Raw genomic sequence first — 17,640 nt, 5'->3', positions numbered from 1 at the left:
CTTGGGCCGGAACGCACCGTTCGCGTCCGAAAATCTCAATTCTCAATAGGGCTAACAGGCGCACCGTCGCGCAGCATCAGAACCCCCGTGGTGATTACCGCTTCGCCGGGCTCTAGCCCCTCGATCACCTGGTACTGGTTATCTTCGATTTCGCCCAGTTGCAACGATCGCTGCCGCGCCACTGTGCCCTCTGCCCCAGACTCCGCAACAAACACAAAGGATTCACTGCCTAAATGGGTTACGGCAGTGGTTGGCACACGGGTGCCCTGGCGCTGACTCCAGGTAATGCGGGCTTGCACAAACTGATCGGCCCGCAGGTTGCCTTTCGGGTTGGGCAACAGCGCCTTCACTAACACCAGCTGCGTCGCAGGGTCGGCATTGGGGGCAATGAACTCAACCTGACTGGTGCCCAGGGTTTGTCCCTGGCCATCCACCAGTTCCACGGGGCTACCCGGTTGCAGCAATGCCGCCCGCTCCGCCGGAACGGAGAAATTCACCTCCAGGGAGTTGTTCTTGGCCAGCCCAATCAGCGCCGTGCCGGGACTGACCACCTCGCCCACCTTGACGGGAATATCGCCCACCACCCCGGTAAAGGGAGCGGTGATTTGAAAATAGGCTAACTGGGACTGCTGCGCCTGGGTTTGGGCCTGGGCCGACTGCCAAGACTGCTCGGCCTGGGCAATGGTGGCCTGCTGAGCGCGGATCTGCTCATCCATCGCATTCAGCAGGGCGCGGGCCACTTCGAGCTGCTGGGCGTACTGGTCGCGCATTTGTCGAGAAACCGCTCCAGCCTCAGCCAGGGTGGCAAAGCGGTCGTACTCTTGCTGGGCATATTGCACCTCGGTAAACTTGGCCACCCGCTGCGCTTCTAAGGCTTGCAGGCCAGCTCTGGCATTGGCAATACTGGCCTGGGCCGACTCGGCGGCGGCAGTGGCCCCACTCACCAGGGCTTGCTGTTGCTGGGGATTGATTTCAACCAGCACCGTGCCAGCGGTGACGCGATCGCCCGACCGCACTCGAATTTGCGCTACCTGCCCCTGCACCTGGGGGCGGAGCAGGACGGATTGGTGCGATCGCAAACTGGCCACAAACTCCGTTGTTTCCGCCAGACTCACAGCCTGCACCGTCAGGGTTTGCACGGGCATGGGGGGCTGCTGCGCCTGGGCGACGGGTACCGCGTCCTGCTTTTGCCACCAGCGCCACAGTTCAAAGCTGCCGCCCGTGAGCCAGATTAGGATAAAGATGAGCCAGAGGCGCTTCCATCGCGATCGTTTCGGGGAGCTTGTCGCTGGCTCTGTCTCGGCTTCAGAAATAGGAAAATCAAAGGCATCCATAGCTAATTGGAGAGTAATGGGTCTTTGTCGGGGCAGGTTACAAAGCCGCCTACATATCGTCAGGACTGGCCAGATATTGCTGCTCTAACCAAATGCGAACGTCGTTAATGGAGAGCGATCGAAACGGCTCGTCGGCCAGGGAGTCTTGAATCATCCACCAACTCTGACCGGTGCGATCGACGTACTCCCAAACTCGCGGCTCCATCTCTCCAAACAGCGCAAAAGAGAGTTCTCTAGAGGTACGTGAAAGCCAGCTAAATAATGCTCCAACCGGTGATTTTGGCCTATTGACCAGGGATGACTCAACCCATTCCAGTTTGCGGTAAATGTTAGGGCTATCAGGCGGGATTTCATGCATAACGGACTCCTTTTTCGATGGAAATACTAGATAGAACATCGGCTCGGACTTGGAAAATCAATCAGGTAGCTCATTCAGCGGTAATAGCGTTGCTCTAGCCAAATGCGCACCTCATCCTCAGACTCAAATCGATGGAAACCTTGAGTCAACACGTCATAGACTCGGTAATAGGTATTGCCGTAGCGATCGCGACCTGTGAAAATCTTCAGCTCGCTTGATGGAGTAAATAGCTCAATTACGCCATGCCAAATCCGGTGAACGGCCTGCCTAAAATTCCATCTCTTAGGCCTTTCGTCAACCAGCTCAAACCATTCTTGAGCAAAGCCAGAATCTGTATTAAGTCCGTTGGTATTAGTGCTCATCAGAAGTTCCTCAACAGCGGTTAAATTAAATATAGGTAAACCATACAGTTTCCAGTCAGCTGGACAGTCAAGAGTTAATTTGAAGAATTTTTAGGCAATAAAAAAGGTCTGCGATCGCAGACCTTTCAACCCAGCTAAAGCTGGTAAATAAATTCGTTCAATAGACTTTCAGACTCAGGCTAGCTAAGATCCATAGTAAAAGCGCTCGTGAATCACTTGGCCACCCTGCCACTGCTGTACCGAAACCTGGTGATAGGTGCGTCGCCCCCATTCGGCATGGGTATAGTCTAGATACCATTCAGAGAAAATTGTGTCCTCAGTAAAGGCCACGTTCTTGGGTTTGGCTTCGTGAAAGTCAAGAATTTTGGCAAAGAAGTCTTCTTCTCGGCGACGGTTAGCCTCTTTGCCAACGGTGGCGGGTTCGTCATTTTCTTGCATGACTACCGTATCAGCGTAGTATTTCTCAAAGGCTTCCATCGCGCTGCCTTTGAGTACGAGCTGGCAAATATCCTCAAAGACAGCTGGCAGACTGATTTCAGTGTTCACTTGAGTCGTCATAATTTTCCTTTCAGTTAGTTTCAGACGTGAATTCTGGTGTATTCCATAGCCCTTTGCAGGATTTTCATTCCCGACTTACTAGGCATAGTCTCACTCTAAGGCTTCCTCTTAACTGGAGTGTCAAGAGAAGATTTTCAAACAAAAAACTGGGCCTATTCAATAGACCCAGTTCCGCATTTATTACTTATTGAAGTAAAGATAAATTTTCTAGTTTTCAATAATCGGACAGATGGCTTCGTCTGTTTTAGTGGCAATGCTCTGCCACCCAGACAGAAGCCCAGATAGCTCATGTTTCAGCAGTTGAAGCTGCTGAATTTTTTCTTCGATCTCGGTCAGCTTGTCCTCTAGCTTGACTTGGATATGGGAGCAGGGTAAGTCCCCTTGATCATGCACTTCCAGAAACTCTTTGACTTCGGTCAGGGTGAGGCCAAGGCTCTGGGCACGCCGAATAAAGCCCAGCCGGGTAAAGACATCTTCCGCAAAAACCCGATAGCCGCCCTCGGTGCGACCGGCGGTTTTGAGCAGGCCGATCTCGTCGTAGTAGCGGATGGTTTTAACGGGTAGGCCGCTTTTCTTAGCGACAGCGCCAATGAGTTTGGGAGGAGCTTCGGTGAGCATGGCTGACCTCATCAAGGATTAAATCCATCCTAAACTCTCCAGCCATCTGGAGAGTCAAGGGACAATGTTGCAACTTTGGCTCAGGCTAGGGTTCTAACTCAAACTATCCTTCTTGGCTCCAGGTTGGGCGCTGTAGTAGTTTCTTGGAGACTGCCTTGGACTCTCAACGGTGCACATAGGGAAGTGAAACGGTAAATAGGCTGCCCTGGCCGATCGCACTGTCTACGGAAAGTTACCCGTGGTGCCGCTGCACAATGGCCTGGGCAATGGCGAGCCCCAGTCCCGTATCGCCTGTTTTGCAGGCGCGATCGCTGTTCACCCGATAGGAGCGTTCAAAAACACGGCTTTATTCTTTAGGAGGAATCCTAAGGCCTATAACTTTGATAGCGATGGTGGCGGTGCGATTATGGGTGGATAAACTGATGACGACTGAACCACCTGGTGGTTTGTACTGAATGGCATTGGCCATCAGGTTTGATACTAGACAATAGAGCTGCAATTCATTGCCCATAACATTGATAGGTGCATTAGGAACCTGGTATCTGAGAAGAATATCAGCACCACGATCGCGGTCGCCGCATTCTTTTACTCAGCAGGGTTCTAACTGAGCAATGGTGTGGAAGTGGAGATGTCTATGAATTACCGTCATAGCTAGATGTCGTGAATGGTGATGCTGGTGATGCTGATCGTGAGTGTGGTTATGGTCATGCCATAATCCACTTTTCCAATCAGATTGTTGACCGGGGTGGAAAACTAGGTTGACGATGACCCAAATCACTGTACCAATCAGGCTGCTGCCCAGAAAAACAGAACTGGGCAAGTGACTCGCCATCCATCCCGCGATGGGATAAGCAAAGACCCACCACAGATGGCTCCAGGCAAAATGAGCCCCGTAGACTCGACCCTGAATGTCAACATCAACCCGATCAGCAATTAGGGTTTGGGTAGGAACATTAACCAGAGTTTGCCCCACCCCTGCAACGATCCATAACAGCAATAGCCCACCTAGGCTAACCCAACTTGCAGGCAATAGCGCGAGGGTAATTAGAGCAGCCCCCAGACCAGTGAGTACCGTCTGTTTCTGCCTAGGGTTGAAGGTGCCCAATCCAATAGATGCCAGGGTTGCTCCGATCCCAAAAGCGGCCATAACCCAGCCATACTCCAGCTTGCCTAGCTGAAGATTGCCCTGGACATACCCGACGGTGTTGACCAGGATAGCGGCTCCGGCGATCGCCGCCACCAACTGCATGGCCAAGGCATATCTGATCGGTGGATCGCTGAGTAAGCAGGTGGTGCCCAGGCGAATATCTTGTAGCGTTCGGCGCACTGTTCTAACCTCCTGCGGTTGTTGGGCGACCATCAGCTGCCCTGGCAGAGTAATGACCAAAATAGCAGCAATCAAAAAGGTGATGCCATCCAGAAAAAACACCTGCCGGATGCCCACAAAGGCGGCAATGCTACCGGCTAAACCGGGGCCGAGCACACCCAATAGCTGATAGGTGGCACTGGAAAGAGCGATCGCAGTGGGGTACTCCTCTTGGGTGGCAATCAAGGGAATGGTGGCCGTGTAGGTGGGCGTAAAAAAGGCAGAGAACAGGTTTAAGGCCAACACGATCGCGTAAATGTGCCAAATCTGGGTGACAAAGGGCAGCAGACAAACAATCACCATCCGCGCTAAATGGGTGATAACCATGATGCGCTTGCGGTCAACGCGATCGGCGATCGCGCCCGCCAGCGGTGAGAGCACGACGTAGGCCGCAACTCGCAGGGTGAGCGCCCCTGACAAAATCAGCCCAGCGTTTTCACCCGCTAGTTCAAAGGCGAGTAGTGCCAGCCCTAACCAGGTCAGGGCATCGCCAACCAGGTTAATAGTTTGGGCTGTGTAGAGGCGGGCAAAGGTAGGGTTTCTAAGACATTGGAGCAGCCGAGGAGCTTGAATCATGAGGTTTACAGGGCTTGACAAGGCAGGCGATGACCTTTGAGCTACCACTCTAACGTATCCCCCTGGGGGGCATATTGAGGAAAGGCTGATTGGGTTAAAAAAGGCGCGGTTTGCGGCTCAGAAAGCTAAGCAGATCGCGCCTCGAACAGAGTTCTAACCAAACTACTGCCTTAACCCGACGGTAGAATGCGACGCCGCATTGACAGCGATCGCCACCTCAGGGGCAGTCTGCTTTCGTTTGGGCATTAGCCACTTGCCAAACTTGGCATAGAGGGCCGGAATCACCAGCAGCGTTAATGCCGTGGAGGTGAATAGGCCCCCCAACACCACAATCGCCAGGGGTTGCAGAATCTCATTGCCAGCCCCGCTGGCGATCGCCAAGGGGAGCATCCCCAACGCAGACGTGAGCGCCGTCATCAAGATGGCATTGACCCGGTCAAGGGACCCGGTGACGATCACCTCTTTGAGGGGCATCCCCTGGGCAAATTTATTGTTGTAGTTGTCTACTAGCAGCAAGCCATTCCGAGTAGCAACCCCAAACAACGTGATAAAGCCAATCAGGGACGCGATCGAAATAACGCCTCCGGTGAGGGCGATCGAGAGAATGCCGCCAACTAACGCCAGGGGCAGGTTGATCATGATGGCAATGGTGGCGGGCAGCGACTTCACCGAGAAGAACATCAGCACCGCGATCGCGATCGCCGCCAAGAGGCTGTAAATCAGCAGGCTGCTGGTGGCCCGTTGCTCAGACTCAAACTGGCCGCCGTACTGAATAAAGTAGCCGTTAGGCAACTGCACATTTTGCTGAATCTGGGCTTGAATATCGCCCACCACGCTGCCCAGGTCACGCTCGGCCACGTTGGCCGAGACCACAATCAGCCGCGACACATTTTCCCGGTTCACCACGTTTGCGCCCATACCGTAATCGACGGTGGCCACATCTCCCAGGGAAATAATTTCCTCAGTGGGGGTGCTAATGGGAATGGCGCGAATGGCATCGAGATTATCGCGCGCGGATTCTTGCAAACCCACAGCAATATTGATCAGCTGCTGATTCTCTGGCACCTGCGACACGATCCGACCGTTGAGGGCGGTTTCAACAATCTCTGAAATTGCGGCCATACTCAACCCATAACGAGCCGCCGCCGCCCGGTCGTACTGAATCTGCACCTGACGAATGGGCAATTGAGGTTCGAGCTGCAAGTCAACCACCCCAGCAATCGGCTCGATAGTATCGCGCACCTGTTCCCCGATGCGGCGCAGTTCGGCCAGGTCGGGGCCAAAGATTTTGATGGCGATCGCACTTCTCACCCCTGACAGCACCTCATCCATGCGGTGAGAGATAAACCCACCAATATTGGGGGCTACCCCCGGCAGTGCCAAAAACGCCTCCCGCAGCTGTTGCACACTGGCTTCGCGGTCTTCCAGGGCCAGATCACTGAGTTCCACATCCACGTGGGCCATGTTGACCCCCGCCCCATCGGCATCGCCGGGGGCACGCCCAGCCCGCACCTGCACCCACTCGTAGAGGGGGTTCTCTTTTAGCGTTGTGGCCAGCGCCATACCCGCTCGATTGGTGATATCCAGCGATACCCCAGGAAACAGCACCATGGAGTTGACCAGGGATTTTTCCTGAAACTCTGGCAAAAACACCCGCCCTAGCGACGGCACGATCGCCATAGCTGCCACCAACATCGCCAACGAGAGTGCCAGAATCACCTGGGGAGCCCGCAGCGACACATTCAACAGCGGACGATAGAGCCGCTCAGCCCAGCGCGACACAAACGTTCCCTCCTGGGGCAAGGTTTGGTTGGCCAGCAAAATGGCACAGAGCGCAGGTGACAAGGTCATGGCCACTAGGGTAGAGGCCGCGATCGAAAGCAAATAGGCCAAGCCCATAGGGGCAAAAATGCGCCCTTCTACCCCGGTCAAACTAAAGATTGGCGCAAACACCACCACGATGATCACCGTGGAAAAAATCACCGCCAGCCGCACTTCCACAGAGGTATCGTATACCACCTGAAAGGGATGTTTGGGGTTGTCCTGGGCCTGGTTGGTACGCAAACCGCGATAGCAGTTCTCCATGTCCACAATCGAGTCATCGACCACCGAGCCAATGGCGACCACCAGACCGCCCAGGGTCATGGTGTTGATGCCTAGGCCAAAGGCTTTCATGAACATCAGGCCGATTAACAGCGACAGGGGAATGGCGCTGAGGGTGATGATCGCCGTGCGCCAGTTCATCAAAAACAGCAGCATAATCACCGACACGATGATTATGCCTTCAAGCAGCGAACCGCTGACATTACTAATGGCCGAGTCAATAAAGTTTGACTGGCGGAAGGTGCGGGCCATCTGCACATCGGCGGGGAAGGTTTGCTGTAAATCAGCAATCACCGCTTCCACGGCGTTTGTAATCGTGGGCGTATCCACATCGGGCTGTTTATTAATCATCAGCACAACGGCGGGCTGTCCGTTAAAGCTGGCATCCCCCCGCTTGAGGGCGGCCCCGGTTTGCACCTCGGCCACATCGCCCAGCAAAATGGGCTCGCCGTTCTCTACGTTGACGACAGACTGTTGCAGGTCGTCAATCGACTGCACCTGACCCACACCGCGAATCAACAGTTCTTGCCCCCCGCCAATCAAAAAACCACCGGGGGCGTTAGAGTTGGCCCCGCTAGCGGCAGCGGTAACGTCGTTGAGAGAAACGTTGCGCGATCTCAACTGCTCGGGGTCAACCAAAACCTGCTCTTGCCGCTCGTCACCGCCATAGACAGTGATTTGGGCAACCCCCGGCACCGACAAAATTTGCTGGCTGAGGGTGCTGTCTACCAGGCGGCGCAGATCCATCATCGAGGTCTGCCCCTGACCACTGAGCGTGAAAGAATACATCAAAATTGTGCCCAGGGGGGAGGCCAGAGGCGATAGCTCTGGGGTGTGGGCACCCTCTGGCAGTTGGCTGGTCACCTGTTGCAGCCGTTCGGTCACCGCCTGCCTGGCCTGGGCAATGTCGGCCTCCTGGTCAAACACCACCTGCACCATCGACAGCCCCACCTTCGACGAAGAGCGCACGGTGGTCACCCCCGGCAGGCCATTCACCACGCTTTCAATGGGCACGGTGATTTGGGTTTCAACTTCCTCGGGGGCCAGTCCAGGGGCTTCGGTGTGAATATCGACCTGGGGCGGCGCAAACTCGGGAAACACATCCAGCGGCATCTGGGTGAGGCTGAAAACGCCCCAGATGGTCACCGCAATGGCAGCGGCCACAATAAACCACCGCTGGGCAATGGAATTTTTGAGGGTCTGGTTCAGAAGTGAGTTAAACATCGAAGGTAATTTCTGAGAAAAAAGATACCGCCCGTCGCGCAAACGTCTCGTTTGCATCGCAGTCCACAGAGCTGCGCGACCATCTATTGCTGAGACATTGATGCAGAGAAACGACCCAGGTTAGTAGCCCCCTCGTTTGCCCGAATAGGTGCCATCGGAAAAGCGGCTCTTCTTTTTGCGACCGCCGCTTAAAAAGGTCATCGCCCCAGTGACTACGGCAGCCGCTGACGTTACACCGACTACAAGCCCCCAGGGGAAACCCTTAGAGGGTGCGGCGGTTTCGCTCGCCTGAGCCAGCTCACCCGCTGCGGGAACTGCTTCACTAGGCGGAGCAAGATTGCCCGCCGTATCATGGCTGTGGGGAGTGCCTTGGGCATCGGCCTGAGCGTGGGCCGTATCGGTTGCCGGAACGGCTGCGGTCGAGGCAGCTTCAGCCGTCTGAGTTTTGCGCGACTCCGCATAGAGCGATAGGCTGCCCTGGGTGACAAGCTGCTCCCCTACCGATAGTCCATCGGTAATTTCAATTAGGTCGCCCTGGGTCGCACCGATCGTTACCGGCACTGGCTCATAAAAATTCCCGTACTGCACAAAGACAAGCTGTTGACCGGCATCGTCTACCAGGGCCGTCACCGGAATCAGTACGGCGGCGCTGCCATCGGCAGCAGACTCAATGGAGTTAACCTCGATGCCCAATAGGGAGTCGGTCTCAGCCTTGACCTCGACTCGGTTGATGCCGCCTTCGGCCTGAAATTCATCACCGTGGCCCACGTGGGAGATCGCGGCTTTGGGCACCGCTAGCAACAGAACAGTAATTAGAACAGCTTCTAGAAAAGGCTTTTGGGTGTAACGCATGGTTCCTCACTCCGAAATTTGGCTACGGTCGGTCGTAGTCTGCCAGAGCGCCGATGAAATCGAGGTGAAACGGCGGGTCGTTCTGTAAGATCAACGTCGTAAACTGTGTGCCTGAGGCTATGCGAATTTTGCTGGTGGAAGATGAGGAGGATTTGGGACTGGCGATTAAGCAGGTCTTGATGGGTGAGAAGTATGTGGTGGACTGGGTGACCGATGGTGCCCAGGCCTGGTACTGCCTTGAAAACCAGTGGACGGACTACACCTTAGCCATTGTCGATTGGCTGTTGCCCGAGCTGTCTGGGCTGGAGCTATGCCAACAGCTCAGGTCACATCAAAACCCCTTGCCCGTACTCATGCTGACTGCCCTAGGCCAGCCCGAAAATCGCGTCACTGGGCTAGACGCCGGAGCCGATGACTACTTGGTAAAACCCTTTGTGATGGAGGAGCTGCTGGCGCGGCTGCGGGCAATTCAGCGGCGATCGCCCCAGCTACAGCCCCAAACCCTAACCGTTGGTTCGTTTACCTTAGATGATGCCAACACGACCCTATTGGTGGCGCATTCCGATCAGCCTGCCCAGAGCATTGCATTAACGCTGAAGGAGTTTCAGGTATTGGCTTATCTCATGCAAAACTGCGATCGCATCATTCCCGGCAGCAAAATTCGCTATCAGCTGTGGGATCTTGACGACGAGCCAGTGAGCAATGTGGTGGCCGCCCAAATTCGCCTGTTGCGCCGCAAGCTAGCCAAGCATGGCTGTACCTGCCCGATCGAGACCATTCCTGGTCAAGGCTATCGTTTTAACTCGTCCCTTTAGCCGCCCATGAATAGTCAGCAGCTCTTTCGTCGCAGTCGCACCCGCTTAGCCCTCTGGTACGCCGGGGTGATGGCGGGGATTCTTGGCCTGGCGGGGCTGGGGATCTACCGGGCGCTAATTCAGGCCAACTCGGCGGCCCTAGAGCGAGAAATTGAATCGATCGCCGGGACGCTCCACGACAGCCTAGAACCCATGCTGCCCCCGTCGGCAGATCCGACTGTTGTTTTGCAGCAAATTTTTCCTGACCTGTGTGTGGCCGGGCAGGTCTGCGCTCCCCAGCCTACGGTGATTCAGCGCCATACCATTGGCATCAGCGATCGCAGCAGCTACTACATTCGCCTGTTCGACCACCATGGCGACCTGCTGGCCTTTTCGCCTAATCAGCCCTTGCCGCTGCCCCAAACTGTAAACCCTGCCCCGTGGCAAACCCTGCAAAGCGACAGCGGCACTCGCTATCGCCAGTTCACCACCATTTTGCACAGTGCCGATGCCCATCCCACCAGTACCGATGGCCACGATCATCCCTCCTGGGGCTACATGCAAATTGGGCGCACCTTGGCCCCCTTTGATGCCGAGGTTAGGCGCATCCGGTGGATTTTGACGGTGGGGTTGCCAATAGCGTTGAGCCTAGTCGCGGCCTCTAGCTGGGGGCTGGCGGGTCTAGCCATGCAGCCTATTTACCAGTCGTATCAACGGCAGCAGCAGTTTACCGCCGATGCCGCCCACGAGCTGCGATCGCCCCTTGCCAGCCTGCTTGCAACCGTGGAGGCCATCCTTCGGCTACCACCTGCTCAGCAGAAAGATGTTCCGCCCATGCTCCAGACGGTAGAGCGCCAGGGCCGTCGCCTCAGCCACTTGATTGCTGATTTACTCTTGCTGACCAGCCTGGAGCAAGACACCTCCCCCAAATCGTTTAAGCCCTGCTGCCTGAATGATTTGATTGCTGATTTAACTGAAGAGTTCTCGGAACTGGCGGCGGCCTCAGACATTCACCTAGCCCATCACCTTCCCGACGCTGAGATTTATGTTTTGGGGCATGAGTCTCAACTCTACCGGCTCGTCTCCAACTTAATGGCCAACGCCATCCAGTACACCTCTCCAGGGGGATCGGTGCTGGTAAGTTTAGAGGCTCGCGATAGCTTTGCTAAGCCTTACGGCGAACGCATGGCGATCATTGCCGTCAAAGATACGGGCATTGGCATTCCAGCAGCTGAGCAAAGCCGCATTTTTGAGCGCTTTTATCGGGTTGACAGCGATCGCTCTCGCAAAACTGGCGGCACTGGGTTGGGGTTAGCAATTGCCAAGGCGATCGCGCAACATCACAAGGGACATCTCACCATAAAAAGTGATGTAGGTCAGGGCAGCATATTCTCAGTCTATCAACCTGTTATTCATCCACCGGTCGTCCGTTTAGAAGCGCAGAACCCTCAGGATTACTACGAGTTAAACGGTTAACGCCCAGAAAACGACGAGCATCGTTCTCCAGGCACTAACATGCTGAAAGTGCTGTTGCCGAAAGCATAAAGAAACGACCGTGGCTGACAATAATTAGCAGGAAAGCTTCCTTTATTTACATGCTTTCTTAAGGAAGAATATAACGAGTCAGAATAGACATGACCTCCCCAGGATTAGGGGTAGGTAGGAGCGGGCTCCATATTCCCACTTCGGCATAGCCGAGCCCATAGAGATTATGGATGGTGCTCGTAACACCCCTCGGAGAGCCAATCAGCAGATGGCGTAGCGGTTCTCGCCCAGACGGTACATCTTCTATAGCAATGGGCAAAAGCGGAGAGCGGGGATCCTTTGGATAGCTAGCCGGAGGTTGGGTCATTGTGCTTCACCAGGTGAGGAGTACTAAAGGGTTTTGAGGATACTAAGCGTTCTAGCTGTGCCCAGTGGACTAAGTCGCTTTAAGACCACGATAGTTTTGAAGTTGCCGTCAGGGCAACAAATCAATGCACAGATGACAACATCTAATCTCGTTTTCGCTTTCGCTTTCGTTCCCAAATCTCCCGGAGGTGGGAGGGTTCGTTTTCAAACTGGCTCCAAAGAGCATGAACTTCAGCCAGTCGCCGCTTATCTGCCTCGGATGGCTCGCGGCGATGCTCTCCCTGCGAGAACCAGTGGGCCACGGTGCTCTTAGAGCGCCCGCATAATTCCGCTAATTCGTCGTAGGTGACAACCCAGTACTCAAGGAACTCTTCCGGCTCCATGCGTCTTGAAATCCTAGCCTTGTAAGCCTTGAACAGTTCCCAGTGTCGTCTGGTTGGGGTTTTAGCGGCTATCATGGCAAGAGCGTGAGTATGCACGGGTGACAACTTTTAGGTCATGATACGTCAACTTAGAACTGATCCGTCAGTTTGCCTTGAGGACATTTGACGATCCCCCAGCTCTTTGTGTAGCTCCTGCCGAATGATGGCAAATCGCTGGACATCTGCCTGGGTCAGCCAAGACTCAATTTCGTAGAGCGTCTGTCCATTATTCCGCTGAGTCCGTAACGTGAGAATCGTCTCTGGCAGGTGGTGAGCATCACCCCTGAACTCGATATTCAGATCGCGCCCCCGCTCCACAATCGTGTAGAACTGCTTGCCCTCGAACACCCGCTGTCCCCGGTGCTGCCCCTGACAAAACCGCTCCAGCAGCAGCACCGCCGTCCCCGCAATCTGCTCCTGGGTTTGGCGGTCAACGGGGATCGGTGTCCTAGGTCGCGGCGGAGTCACGTCAAATCATTGATGAAAGGATTCAGCCCCGCCATGATGGCGGCATCGTCGCCCAAGAACTCCCGCAGTGGCTGATCCACCGGCCCTGGGTCGGGCAGGGTTTTGATGGGTTCTGCTGAGGTAGATGCCATGGAGCTATTGGCTGATGGTAGATGTCGTGAGGATGGCTTAACCAGTGGGAGAGCTGTCTTGGATGGCATTATCGAATCGTCGAAGGCTTCCAGTTCCGGGAGAAACCGTTCCTTGATTTCTAGAATCTGAGTTGTCAACTGCTGAATTGATCGCACAGCCTGCCGCCGAATTTCATCTCTGGGAGCCTGAACCGCTGCCATCGCAAACGGCCCATAGCAGCCATTCAATGCTGATCGCATACGGGCATGGAGGTCATGGCGCGATCGCCCTCGGCAGTAGCCAATCACCGCTACATCCAGCTCATCCCGGCTGGAATACTGAATCCGGGCCTTTGTTTCTGACGTTTGGGTCATTCCTCTGAGTCCTTATCGTTGCTGCAACTGGGGAGAGTTTGGCGCTAGCGGGTCTGGGTTGGCTTGGCGCTGTACATAAACGTCTTGAACAACCCATAGACATCGGCCCAGCGGACGCTGGTGATCAAGTCGGGTTCAGCTGTGCCCTCCTGGCCCCGCAGCACATCGGTCATTTCCTGTCGCAGGGCCTCGGCCCAGGTGATCTGCTGGGCAAGACCGCGCTGGTCAAAAAACTGCTCCAGTTCTGGCCGAATAAAGTAGGCGGCACCCCCACCGACAATCACCTCTACTTCAGCCGAGGGCAGCCACTCCACCAGAAACTGGTTCACCCGATCCAAATAGAACTCCCGAGCATAGCTACAGGCCTTCGCCAAGTCGAGGGCTTCCTTACGGCCTGGGACGTGGAAGGTGGGGTACCCCTGCAAGATTGCTTCGAGCAGAGCCGGGTCATCGGGGGCGACACCCGGCAGCTCGGTGGCACACTGCTTCAGGTATTCCACAAACCCTGGCCCTTGGGAAGTGCTGTTGGTTTCCTGGGGCGTGCTGCCTTTCTCGAAGGTAAGGATAGAGAGATTGCGGTGGCCAAACATCAGAACGACGACGGTGGAATCTCGAATTCCCACCCCAGCCCTAGCCAGCTGCAACCCCTTAGCCAGATAAAGCCCGGCCCCCTCCGGCTGCATCTCGATGCGCTCTAGCTGTCCAAACAAAGACCGGCCTCGGAAGCTGAAGTCAGAAATGGCCCCCAGAATCTGAGCCTTCAACTCCTTGCGGTCTTGCCAATATTCTTCCAGCGGCAGCAGCAGACCCAGTTGAGCGGTGAACTCACAACCCGAACTGTCAGAATCTTGAGCGGCCAGAGTCTTCTCAGCGATGACGCCGAGGGTGGCCAAGATTTTATAGACGGCGCGATCGCGCTTGGGCAGAGCCAGGCCCGAGTCACCTTTTTGGGCGATCGCCAACGCCCCAATGGCATAAGCACTATTGCCCACCATCACATAGGCACTGTCCTCGGGTTCCTGGCTAGTCAGCCCGCCGAGCATCAGCCGGTCAAGCCGAGTGGGGTTCAATCGTGCCACCTGGGGGTCGAGGTGCAGCAGGTAAGGCTGGCCCTGCCAGTAGAGGCACTTGGTGGCAGAGCTGCCCATGTCGATGTAGGTCTGGATGATTTGGGTCATAGTTTGGATGCCAACGACAGCGTTTAATCAACAGCTTGAAGACGCAAGAATGCCTTCAAGCTGGTTGATCGATATCTGTATTCTGAGTTGTCGTTTTTATTCACGACTTAATAACGACTGAATTGTCATCTTCAGCAAAATCCATCATCGTTTTGATGACTGATGAATACCATTCACGGCTTATTCACGACTTGATAACGACTTGTCTATCCAGAATCCAAGGCAAGCCTGAAATTACCCAATCATTCACGACTTGATAACGACTTAATCACGACTTCTCCTTTTTTAGGGTTCAGATTCCAATCAATGGATTGATGAACAAAAACAAACTTTGCAGCTCGCCAGGCTGAACAGAACTGACATTTTCTGTGGGCTAAAACAGAGAGTATTGCCCCTTGTATTCTCCCCAGGGAATGCCCCGGCAAAAGCCTGATGGGCTGCCCTGGGGGCTACGCCACTCCACTGCGTTTCGTAGCTCCGCATTTCACACACCACGCCCAGCCCTGGGCCAGGGGGTTGCTGAAACCCAGCAATATCAAGGGTTCCAGGCATGGGAGCCAATGGCCGGTCGTTTACGAATCACTGACGAATTCACGGAAAAGCTCATGGGTAAAGGATTTAGCGTCTCGCTGCCCCTTGAAGAGGCGGCAGTCGTCGAGAAAGAGGCCAATCGGCTGGGTCTACCCGCCGCCAGCATCATTCGCCTGATGATGCGCGATGGTCAGCAGCGTCGCGAACTGGAACGACAGGTGGATGACCTCAAGGCCCGGATGGAGCTGCTGCAAGTGCAGTTCCAGGGGCTCCAGATTTTGCTGGAGACCATTGCCCTAGAGCAGGCCAATGCCCGAGGGCCGCAGGCGCTAGAAAATCGCAAGGCGCTGATTCAGGAAATCCGCAAGCGCCAGGGTTTGGTAGAAGGCTAGGAGGTCAGTCATGCTCAGCCTGACGGTAATCAGCGCCAACCAGGGCGAAACCTACTACACCGCTGAGAACTACTACACGAGTGAAGAGAACCAGGCCCACTCCGGCTGGTGGGGCCAGGGGGCGAAGAGCCTGGGGCTAGCGGGCCAGGTGCAGGGAGGCGACTTCAAGAATCTGCTCCATGGCTCCCATCCCCAGGGACACCAAACCTTATCGGGTCGAAAGATTGACCCGGAGCGCCATCGGGCCGGGTTGGATTTGACCTTTAGTGCGCCTAAGAGCATCAGTCTGGCAGCTCTGGTCGGCGGCAATGAAGCGATCGAACAGGCTCATCGCACAGCGGTGGTGCGCACTCTGTCCATCATCGAGGAGCGCTATGCCCAAACACGGGTGCGGACGCCGGAGGGCAGGCAGGCAGTTGGCACCGGCAACCTGATCATCGCCCAGTTCCACCACGACACCTCCCGCGAGAAGGATCCGCAGCTGCACACCCATTGTGTGGTGATTAATGCCACGCAGCTGAACAATGGCCGCTGGCAGTCGCTTCACAACGACATCCTCTTCAAGCAGCAAAAGCTGTTGGGGATGATTTATCAGAACGAGCTAGCGGTGGCGGTGCAGCGACTGGGCTACGGCATTGAGCCCAGGGCCAATGGTCAGTTTGAACTCCGGGGGTATCAAGCCGAAGACCTCCAGACATTCTCAAAGCGGCGGGAGCAGATTCTGGCGGCGGTGGAGGAGAATGCGACGGCCCAGGAGCGAGAGCTGGCGACTTTGATGACCCGAGCCCCAAAGGGAAAGGAAATCCCTCGGGAGGAACTGCAAACCTACTGGCAGCAGCAGGCCCAGGCGCTGAAGCTGGAGCACCCTCAACCCCAGATGCTGGACTGGCAGAGTCAGCCGAAGCGGGCTACCCAAGCTGGGTTGACCCACTGCGCTGAGCGGGAGGCGGTGTTCCAGCGCGAACAGGTAGAGCGGTTTGCCCTGGAAAATCATTTGGGGCAGCAGTGCTTTGATGAGGTGCAGGAGACATTGGACACCGATCCGGAGGTAATTCATACCCATGACCAGCGGCTAACCACCCAGACAGCGGTGCTGCGGGAGCTAGAGACCATTCGCACGGTGCTGGATGGGCGAGGGGATGTGGGGGCGATCGCCTCGTCAGACTTAGTGGAAGCACATCTGCGCGATCAAAGCTTGACCGAGGGGCAGGTGCAGGGGGTAATGTTGGCGGCTACAACCCGCGATCGATTTATCGCCTGGCAGGGTGTAGCCGGGGCAGGGAAGAGCTACGCCTTGAATCAGTTTCGCCAGATTGCGGAGTCCCAGGGCTACACCGTCCGGGGCTTTGCCCCCAGTGCGGAGGCGGCGAAATCGTTAGGCGACTCGGCCCAGATTCAGCCGGTGGAAACAGTGGCCGCTTTGTTGTGTGCTCAACCGGCGGAACCCAACCCGGCTCAACCCGAGGTCTGGGTAGTAGACGAGGCAGGGCTTTTGAGTGCCAAAGATGCGCTGGCCCTGGTGACCAAAGCCCAGGCACAGCAGGCGCGAGTGATTTTGGTGGGAGATACCCGGCAGCTGTCGGCGGTGGAGGCGGGGAACCCGTTCAAGAGTTTGCAGCAGGCGGGAATGGCGACGGCCTACCTCACCCAGTCCTTGCGACAGAAGAATCAGCAGATTAAAGCCGGGGTTGACCTAATTGCCGCTGGGGAAATTGCGGCGGGGGTGCAGCAGTTGAAGCCCTATATCCAGCAGGTTAGTAGTCAGGAGGTGAGGGCGCAGGCGATCGCCCGCGACTATCTGGCCCTGGCCCCAGATGAGCGAAAGAAGACCCTTCTGCTGGCGGGCACCAACCAGGAGCGGCTGGTGATCACCCAGTTAGTTCGAGAGGGGCTGAAGGCAGAAGGAACCCTGGGCCAGAGCCTGACGGTGAAGCGGCTGAAGGCGAGAGATTTGACGGAGACTCAAGCGAGCTATGCCCACCATTTTCAGCCGGAGAATGTGCTGATTCCCCAGGCCAGCTACAAGCGAGTGGGGTTGGAGAAGGGGCAGCGCTACGAGGTGCTGGCGACGGATAGCCACAGCAATGGCCTAATGCTGCGGGGGCAATCGGGGGCGGCGTTGCAGGTGGATCCAGCCCAGATTAGGCGGAAGTCGGTCTATGAGGTGG

Annotated in this window: 17 protein-coding genes; 5 read left to right on the top strand and 12 right to left on the bottom strand. The window is 55.8% G+C overall.

Annotated features, from left to right (window positions below):
- Nucleotides 1-35: 35 nt before the first annotated feature.
- From IQ273_RS02015 to IQ273_RS01995, 5 genes are all read right to left on the bottom strand, one after another.
- Nucleotides 36-1,334, bottom strand: coding sequence for an efflux RND transporter periplasmic adaptor subunit (locus tag IQ273_RS02015; RefSeq protein ID WP_194021508.1), 1,299 nt, complete (start codon nucleotides 1,332-1,334; stop codon nucleotides 36-38).
- A 49-nt stretch (nucleotides 1,335-1,383) separates the two neighbouring features.
- Complete coding sequence (locus IQ273_RS02010; protein ID WP_194021507.1) at nucleotides 1,384-1,692, bottom strand: hypothetical protein; 309 nt, start codon at nucleotides 1,690-1,692, stop codon at nucleotides 1,384-1,386.
- 74 nt (nucleotides 1,693-1,766) lie between these two features.
- A complete protein-coding gene (locus IQ273_RS02005; RefSeq protein WP_194021506.1) occupies nucleotides 1,767-2,054 on the bottom strand; it encodes a hypothetical protein in 288 nt (95 codons plus the stop codon).
- A gap of 183 nt (nucleotides 2,055-2,237) precedes the next feature.
- Nucleotides 2,238-2,612, bottom strand: coding sequence for a nuclear transport factor 2 family protein (locus IQ273_RS02000; RefSeq protein ID WP_194021505.1), 375 nt, complete (start codon nucleotides 2,610-2,612; stop codon nucleotides 2,238-2,240).
- 207 nt (nucleotides 2,613-2,819) lie between these two features.
- The gene (locus IQ273_RS01995; protein ID WP_194021504.1) at nucleotides 2,820-3,230 is read right to left on the bottom strand and encodes a heavy metal-responsive transcriptional regulator; all 411 of its coding nucleotides are present in this window, start codon (nucleotides 3,228-3,230) and stop codon (nucleotides 2,820-2,822) included.
- A gap of 238 nt (nucleotides 3,231-3,468) precedes the next feature.
- Between IQ273_RS01995 and IQ273_RS01990 the strand changes: the two genes are divergently transcribed.
- A complete protein-coding gene (locus IQ273_RS01990; RefSeq protein WP_194021503.1) occupies nucleotides 3,469-3,648 on the top strand; it encodes a hypothetical protein in 180 nt (59 codons plus the stop codon).
- A gap of 171 nt (nucleotides 3,649-3,819) precedes the next feature.
- Here the strand turns inward: IQ273_RS01990 and IQ273_RS01985 are convergent, their stop codons facing one another.
- From IQ273_RS01985 to IQ273_RS01975, 3 genes are all read right to left on the bottom strand, one after another.
- The gene (locus IQ273_RS01985) at nucleotides 3,820-5,172 is read right to left on the bottom strand and encodes an MFS transporter (RefSeq protein ID WP_194021502.1); all 1,353 of its coding nucleotides are present in this window, start codon (nucleotides 5,170-5,172) and stop codon (nucleotides 3,820-3,822) included.
- 162 nt (nucleotides 5,173-5,334) lie between these two features.
- Entirely contained in the window at nucleotides 5,335-8,499 is a 3,165-nt protein-coding gene (locus IQ273_RS01980; RefSeq protein ID WP_194021501.1) for an efflux RND transporter permease subunit, read from the bottom strand.
- 120 nt (nucleotides 8,500-8,619) lie between these two features.
- Nucleotides 8,620-9,351 (bottom strand): cobalt transporter, encoded by a 732-nt coding sequence (locus IQ273_RS01975; RefSeq protein WP_194021500.1) that lies wholly within the window; start codon nucleotides 9,349-9,351, stop codon nucleotides 8,620-8,622.
- Nucleotides 9,352-9,470: 119 nt separating this feature from the next.
- Between IQ273_RS01975 and rppA the strand changes: the two genes are divergently transcribed.
- Both rppA and rppB read left to right on the top strand, forming a co-directional pair.
- Nucleotides 9,471-10,166: a two-component system response regulator RppA gene (rppA, locus tag IQ273_RS01970; protein WP_194021499.1), complete on the top strand. Its 696-nt coding sequence runs from the start codon at nucleotides 9,471-9,473 to the stop codon at nucleotides 10,164-10,166.
- A 6-nt stretch (nucleotides 10,167-10,172) separates the two neighbouring features.
- Nucleotides 10,173-11,621: a two-component system sensor histidine kinase RppB gene (gene rppB / locus IQ273_RS01965; RefSeq protein ID WP_194021498.1), complete on the top strand. Its 1,449-nt coding sequence runs from the start codon at nucleotides 10,173-10,175 to the stop codon at nucleotides 11,619-11,621.
- A gap of 127 nt (nucleotides 11,622-11,748) precedes the next feature.
- On the opposite strand, the gene IQ273_RS35645 is transcribed toward rppB, so the two are convergent.
- From IQ273_RS35645 to IQ273_RS01950, 4 genes are all read right to left on the bottom strand, one after another.
- A complete protein-coding gene (locus tag IQ273_RS35645; RefSeq protein WP_278000518.1) occupies nucleotides 11,749-11,997 on the bottom strand; it encodes a hypothetical protein in 249 nt (82 codons plus the stop codon).
- A gap of 505 nt (nucleotides 11,998-12,502) precedes the next feature.
- Nucleotides 12,503-12,886, bottom strand: a complete 384-nt coding sequence (locus tag IQ273_RS01960) for a hypothetical protein (RefSeq protein WP_194021497.1) — start codon at nucleotides 12,884-12,886, stop codon at nucleotides 12,503-12,505.
- Nucleotides 12,883-13,371 (bottom strand): hypothetical protein, encoded by a 489-nt coding sequence (locus tag IQ273_RS01955; protein WP_194021496.1) that lies wholly within the window; start codon nucleotides 13,369-13,371, stop codon nucleotides 12,883-12,885. Before IQ273_RS01955 ends, IQ273_RS01960 begins: the two co-directional genes overlap by 4 nt.
- Nucleotides 13,372-13,415: 44 nt before the next feature.
- Nucleotides 13,416-14,549: a ParM/StbA family protein gene (locus IQ273_RS01950; protein WP_194021495.1), complete on the bottom strand. Its 1,134-nt coding sequence runs from the start codon at nucleotides 14,547-14,549 to the stop codon at nucleotides 13,416-13,418.
- Between the two features lie 395 nt (nucleotides 14,550-14,944).
- Between IQ273_RS01950 and IQ273_RS01945 the strand changes: the two genes are divergently transcribed.
- Together IQ273_RS01945 and mobF are read left to right on the top strand one after the other, a co-directional pair.
- The gene (locus IQ273_RS01945) at nucleotides 14,945-15,472 is read left to right on the top strand and encodes a hypothetical protein (protein ID WP_194021494.1); all 528 of its coding nucleotides are present in this window, start codon (nucleotides 14,945-14,947) and stop codon (nucleotides 15,470-15,472) included.
- 10 nt (nucleotides 15,473-15,482) lie between these two features.
- Nucleotides 15,483-17,640 (top strand): MobF family relaxase (gene mobF, locus IQ273_RS01940; protein WP_194021493.1); only part of this gene is annotated, 2,158 nt, incomplete at its 3' end.

The sequence above is a fragment of the Nodosilinea sp. LEGE 07298 genome (assembly GCF_015207265.1).
Classification (GTDB): domain Bacteria; phylum Cyanobacteriota; class Cyanobacteriia; order Phormidesmidales; family Phormidesmidaceae; genus Nodosilinea.
This window is presented reverse-complemented; position numbering and strand designations above follow the sequence as displayed.

Excerpts from the sequence above, each read along its gene's own strand:
- IQ273_RS01980 (WP_194021501.1), bottom strand. The coding sequence starts at position 8,499 with ATGTTTAACTCACTTCTGAACCAGACCCTCAAAAATTCCATTGCCCAG.
- rppA (WP_194021499.1), top strand. The coding sequence starts at position 9,471 with ATGCGAATTTTGCTGGTGGAAGATGAGGAGGATTTGGGACTGGCGATT.
- IQ273_RS35645 (WP_278000518.1), bottom strand. The coding sequence starts at position 11,997 with ATGACCCAACCTCCGGCTAGCTATCCAAAGGATCCCCGCTCTCCGCTT.
- IQ273_RS01985 (WP_194021502.1), bottom strand. The coding sequence starts at position 5,172 with ATGATTCAAGCTCCTCGGCTGCTCCAATGTCTTAGAAACCCTACCTTT.
- IQ273_RS01995 (WP_194021504.1), bottom strand. The coding sequence starts at position 3,230 with ATGCTCACCGAAGCTCCTCCCAAACTCATTGGCGCTGTCGCTAAGAAA.
- IQ273_RS02015 (WP_194021508.1), bottom strand. The coding sequence starts at position 1,334 with ATGGATGCCTTTGATTTTCCTATTTCTGAAGCCGAGACAGAGCCAGCG.
- rppB (WP_194021498.1), top strand. The coding sequence starts at position 10,173 with ATGAATAGTCAGCAGCTCTTTCGTCGCAGTCGCACCCGCTTAGCCCTC.
- IQ273_RS02005 (WP_194021506.1), bottom strand. The coding sequence starts at position 2,054 with ATGAGCACTAATACCAACGGACTTAATACAGATTCTGGCTTTGCTCAA.
- IQ273_RS02010 (WP_194021507.1), bottom strand. The coding sequence starts at position 1,692 with ATGCATGAAATCCCGCCTGATAGCCCTAACATTTACCGCAAACTGGAA.
- IQ273_RS02000 (WP_194021505.1), bottom strand. The coding sequence starts at position 2,612 with ATGACGACTCAAGTGAACACTGAAATCAGTCTGCCAGCTGTCTTTGAG.
- IQ273_RS01950 (WP_194021495.1), bottom strand. The coding sequence starts at position 14,549 with ATGACCCAAATCATCCAGACCTACATCGACATGGGCAGCTCTGCCACC.
- IQ273_RS01955 (WP_194021496.1), bottom strand. The coding sequence starts at position 13,371 with ATGACCCAAACGTCAGAAACAAAGGCCCGGATTCAGTATTCCAGCCGG.
- IQ273_RS01975 (WP_194021500.1), bottom strand. The coding sequence starts at position 9,351 with ATGCGTTACACCCAAAAGCCTTTTCTAGAAGCTGTTCTAATTACTGTT.